This window comes from Neisseria sp. HMSC15G01 (genome assembly GCF_001808255.1).
In the GTDB taxonomy this organism is placed as follows: domain Bacteria; phylum Pseudomonadota; class Gammaproteobacteria; order Burkholderiales; family Neisseriaceae; genus Neisseria; species Neisseria subflava_A.
The window spans coordinates 1-3372 of record NZ_KV792681.1 but is presented as its reverse complement, the minus strand read 5'-3'; the positions used below and the strand labels follow the sequence as shown (position 1 = coordinate 3372).

The following is a 3372-nucleotide window of genomic DNA, read 5'->3' as shown; positions in this document are numbered from 1 at the left end:
GGGTATACGGATTTAATGGTTGATGGGGCACCTTCACCCCATCAATCTGATACCACCCTCAGATGGTTGATAGATCGACTCCGTAGTTGAGTTCCTCTGCGAAGTCCGGCAGTCCGTAACCGATGGTTTTCTTGTAGAAAGGAGAGACCTTCGCAGTCGGTGCCTTCTTCTTGTGCTTCGTGGTGTAGAGCATTCGTGCCCGCATCACCTCGAAGGAGTAACCGCGCCCTTCACGGTTCTTGTCCTTGGCCAGTCGGTTGATGGACTCCGTGTAAGCGTTGGTGACGGGCATGTCCATCTCGAAGTAGGTCATGGTCTCTTCACGCCAGTTTCCCACTGCCCTGACCAGATCGCTCCAGACTTCCTTTTGGCCCTTCGGGATGGTGGCTATCCACTCGTCCAGGGCGGCTTCTGCCTGGAGCCGTGTGGTGGCGTCCCAGATGCCGTAGAAGCGCTCCTTGTGCTCGTAGGCGGCCAGCAGTTGCGGGAACGCGCCTGTCCAGGTCTCCATGATGAGGCGCTCCCGGTCTGAGACTTCGTGAGCGCGTTTCAGCAGGATTTTCCGGTCTCCCTTGAGAGTCCGGCTCTGGGACGGTTTCAGCTCCTTTCTGAGGCCCTTGCGCACTCTCTCTAGGGCCATCGTTGGCCATGCGCACCACATGGAACTTATCGACCACGATACGGGCCTGGGGCAGTACAGCCTTGACCGCTGCCCGGTAGGGGTTCCACATGTCCATGCTGACGATCTCGACCTTCTGCCGGTCTTTCAGCTTCATCAGGTAGTTGGTCACCACGTCCTGGCGGCGGTTGGCCAGCAGGTCGAGCAGGGTTCGCTCCTCAATGTTGGTCAGAATGCAGCGGTAGCGCTTGTTCAGGTATAGCTCGTCAATGCCCAGGATGCGGGGCGTCTCGAAGCGGTGCCAGCGCCCCAAGAACTCGGCGCGGGCGTTGAAGATGTCGCGCACCGTCTTCTCGTCCAGGCCGGTCTGTGCCGCCACAAAGGTGTAGGGGTGGTTGAAGGATTCCTTCTCCACGTACTCATGCAGCCGCAGTGTCATACGGAATCCGTCCACCATCTCCGGTAGCTGGGGCCTGAATGTTGTCTTGCAGGCCCGGCAGGTGTATCGGCGGCGGACCACCCAGAGAGTGACCCGCTTGCCGTGGATGGGCAGATCACGATAGGGAACGTCACGCTTGCCGAACCGTACGAACTCACCCTGCACGCCGCATTCCTCGCAGGCGATGGGATCGGGCACGTCCACCTGGAAGTGCATTTCGTCGTCGGTTGATTTGCAGCCCAGTACTTGGTATTGCGGCAGGTGAAGGATGTTGTCGGGAAGTTCGGTCATGGTGTTGTATAGGCGTAGGTGTCAGTCAGATCCATCCGACTCGGCATTGGTGTTGGCTTTTTTACCCAACAAGCTGCTGGAAACGAAAAGTAAGGCACCGAGGACAATTGCAATATCAGCCAGGTTGAAGGCCGGCCAATGCCAGTCTCGCCAATAGAAATCAAAGGAATCCACAACATAGCCGCGAAAGACCCGGTCAATCAGGTTGCCCATGGCGCCACCGAGGATAAGACTGTAAGCGATGGCTTCTCCTTTATGACGATTTTCAAGGATCAGCTTGATCAGAAAAATCGAGACCACCCAGCGATTCCGATAAAAAAGTAGCGCTGCCAGCCTCCACCATTCGCAAAAAGACTGAATGCGGCACCGGTGTTCCATAGGTGCACCCAGTTAAAGAACGGGGTCACCGAAACATACTCGCCATAGGCCATTGATTGCTGCACCAGCCACTTTACAGCCTGATCAGACGCTGCCAGCAGGCCCGATATGGACAATAGGGCATACGGCGAGAGCTTTTTGCCAATAATGAGCATTATTTAACCCTTCAACGCCAAAATGCGTCTGGCACCGTTAAGTACAATCACCCCCGTGATGGTGCCGATAATCAGATCTGGATAATTGGAACCGGTCCACGCGACCAGGGCGCCGGCGGTGATGCCCCCCAGGTTGATCACCACGTCGTTGGCCGAGAATATCAAGCTTGCCTTCATGTGCGCCCCGCCTTCCCGATGTTTGGATATGAGCAGCAGACAACTGGTATTGGCAATCAATGCGACGAATGCGATAGCCATCATCACCAGAGATTCAGGCTCACTACCGAATACAAAGCGTCTCACCACCTCTACGAGCACGCCCACAGCCAAGATCAGTTGCAGTACACCAGCAAGATGCGCGGCACGTACCTGCATTTTCACGCTATGTCCAACCGCATAAAGGGCAAGCCCGTACACCGCCGCATCGGAAAAATTGTCCAGGGATTCTCCAATCAGGCCGGTGGACTGGGCGATCAGACCGGCAGTCATTTCCACTACGAACAGAAGTGCATTGATGCCGAGCAACCAGCGCAGGGTCCAGGATTCTTGCTTAGCAGAAGCTGCCGAAAACTCGGCGGCCTTGATGGTCTCTGGATTTGCAGCGACGGTTTCCTGAAGCGAGGCGCCTAGCCCCAAGGTCTTCAGTTTCGAGGTGACGGGCTCGATCTCGCCGTCATGCACGACCTTCAGCCGGCGGTTCGACAAGTCGAAGGACAGCGCCCGAATCTCCTCAAAGCGGTTCAGGGCTAGGCGAATCATTCGTTCTTCTGATGGACAGTCCATCTTCGGCACTGCATAAACACTGACCCATCTCCCTGTCGCCTCGGAGGAGGCCTGTATATCGGTATCCGCTGCGGACGTTGCATCACCGCCACAGGCGCCACCACAGGATTTGCTCATAATATGACTCCACTTGAACAATGTTGTGGTACCATTTTAAACTATAAAGCTACTATAAGGTCAATAGAGTAAAGAATCCGTTGGGGAGGAGGCTGATGCGCATTGGTCAGTTGGCGCAGTTGGTAGGGGTCGAAACACAGACGATCCGCTTCTATGAACAGCAGGGCTTATTGCCGCCGCCTGATCGGCAGGACAACGGTTACCGTGTCTATACCGAGAAGCATGGTGAGGGGCTGGCCTTCATCCGTCGCTGCAGAATCCTGGGCCTGTCACTGGCTGAGATTCACGAACTACAGAGCTATCAGGACGACCCTCATCAGCCTTGTACCGCCGTCAACGCCTTGCTCGATGATCACATCTCTCATGTGCGGTCGCAGATAACCGCTCTGCAAGCGCTTGAGAAACAACTCGTTTCACTGAGAGCGAGTTGCAACGATGACCGGGAAGTTGAGGCGTGTGGGGGTCTTGCTGGGATTAGCGAAGGAAACATGCACCAGCAGTAGGTGAAGCATCAACCAGATAATCCGATGAGATGCTAGTCTGTCTCACTCTCATGCAAAGGTAAGATCAACCATTTAATCCGCTTACCC

The 3372-nt window shown here is 55.5% G+C and carries 2 protein-coding genes and 2 pseudogenes; 1 reads left to right on the top strand and 3 read right to left on the bottom strand.

The window, feature by feature from the left end:
* Positions 1-58 precede the first annotated feature (58 nt).
* The 3 genes and pseudogenes from HMPREF3139_RS06400 to HMPREF3139_RS06390 all read right to left on the bottom strand — a co-directional run bounded on the left by HMPREF3139_RS06400 (position 59) and on the right by HMPREF3139_RS06390 (position 2782).
* Positions 59-1349 (bottom strand): annotated as a pseudogene (locus tag HMPREF3139_RS06400) (ISL3-like element ISPpu12 family transposase).
* A 21-nt stretch (positions 1350-1370) separates the two neighbouring features.
* Positions 1371-1780: pseudogene (gene lspA / locus HMPREF3139_RS11105) on the bottom strand (signal peptidase II).
* A 105-nt stretch (positions 1781-1885) separates the two neighbouring features.
* A complete protein-coding gene (locus HMPREF3139_RS06390) occupies positions 1886-2782 on the bottom strand; it encodes a cation efflux transmembrane domain-containing protein (protein ID WP_070461292.1) in 897 nt (298 codons plus the stop codon).
* A 95-nt stretch (positions 2783-2877) separates the two neighbouring features.
* Here HMPREF3139_RS06390 and cadR point away from each other — a divergent pair, with 95 nt between their 5' ends.
* Positions 2878-3285 (top strand): Cd(II)/Pb(II)-responsive transcriptional regulator, encoded by a 408-nt coding sequence (gene cadR, locus HMPREF3139_RS06385; protein WP_070461291.1) that lies wholly within the window; start codon positions 2878-2880, stop codon positions 3283-3285.
* Positions 3286-3372 lie beyond the last annotated feature (87 nt).

Excerpts from the sequence above, each read along its gene's own strand:
- HMPREF3139_RS06390 (WP_070461292.1), bottom strand. The coding sequence starts at position 2,782 with ATGAGCAAATCCTGTGGTGGCGCCTGTGGCGGTGATGCAACGTCCGCA.
- cadR (WP_070461291.1), top strand. The coding sequence starts at position 2,878 with ATGCGCATTGGTCAGTTGGCGCAGTTGGTAGGGGTCGAAACACAGACG.